The 1077-nt window shown below is 49.8% G+C and carries 1 tRNA gene and 1 rRNA gene (1 of these 2 running past the window's edge); both read left to right on the top strand.

Annotation, left to right across the window (positions count from 1 at the left end):
- Window positions 1–33: 33 nt before the first annotated feature.
- Window positions 34–107, top strand: a tRNA-Ala gene (locus KN811_RS21650).
- Window positions 108–420: 313 nt separating this feature from the next.
- A 23S ribosomal RNA gene (locus KN811_RS21645) occupies window positions 421–1077 on the top strand; it runs 2174 nt beyond the window's last position.

The following is a 1077-nucleotide window of genomic DNA, read 5'->3' as shown; positions in this document are numbered from 1 at the left end:
GTGATTCTGAGTTCAACATTCGGGATTTAACATGGGGAATTAGCTCAGCTGGCTAGAGCGCCTGCCTTGCACGCAGGAGGTCATCGGTTCGACTCCGATATTCTCCACTAAAGAGAAGAAGTTCAAAAGGATATTGAAGGAAATCAGCCGGAAGGGGCTGGAGCGTCCCGACTTGAGTCGGGAAGGTCATCGGTTCGACTCCGATATTCTCCACAAAGTGGTGAAAGAGGAAGGAGGAGTTTACCCTGAGCTTGTCGAAGGGACTCCGATATTCTCCACCAGGCCAGAAATGGCAGACGGTCTTTGACATATTGAGATAAAGCAAATAGAAGTAGCGCACTCCGAGAGGAGTGTGATATAAAAAGTAAAGAGCAAATTAGACGTAGGGTCGTGCCTGGGTGCACGATCTTATGAAAGGTATCATAAGTTATGTAAGGGCGTATGGGGGATGCCTAGGCTCTCAGAGGCGAAGAAGGACGTGATAAGCTGCGAAAAGCTACGGGGATCGGCACATACGAAATGATCCGTAGATATCCGAATGGGGCAACCCGGCTGGTTGAAGGCCAGTCACCACGTTTACGTGGAGCGAACGCGGGGAACTGAAACATCTAAGTACCCGTAGGAGAAGAAAACAAGAGTGATTCCGCAAGTAGTGGCGAGCGAACGCGGAGCAGCCCAAACCAATGTGGTTACGGCCATATTGGGGTAGTAGGACTGCGATATTGATTGTACGCTGAATTAGAATCCTTTGGAAAGAGGGACCGAAGAGGGTGATAGTCCCGTATAGGCAAGGTGGTATAAATCATAGCAGTATCCTGAGTAGTGCGGGGCACGTGAAACCCTGTATGAATCTGGCGGGACCATCCGCTAAGGCTAAATACTCCTGAGAGACCGATAGTGAACCAGTACCGTGAGGGAAAGGTGAAAAGAACCCTGAATAAGGGAGTGAAACAGATCCTGAAACCATACGCTTACAAGCGGTCGGAGCCCTTTTAGGGTGACGGCGTGCCTTTTGCATAATGAGCCTACGAGTTACTGTTGCCAGCGAGGTTAAGTGTTTGAGACATGGAGCCGTAG

The sequence above is a fragment of the Sinomicrobium weinanense genome, assembly GCF_018863395.1.
In the GTDB taxonomy this organism is placed as follows: domain Bacteria; phylum Bacteroidota; class Bacteroidia; order Flavobacteriales; family Flavobacteriaceae; genus Sinomicrobium; species Sinomicrobium weinanense.
This window is presented reverse-complemented; position numbering and strand designations above follow the sequence as displayed.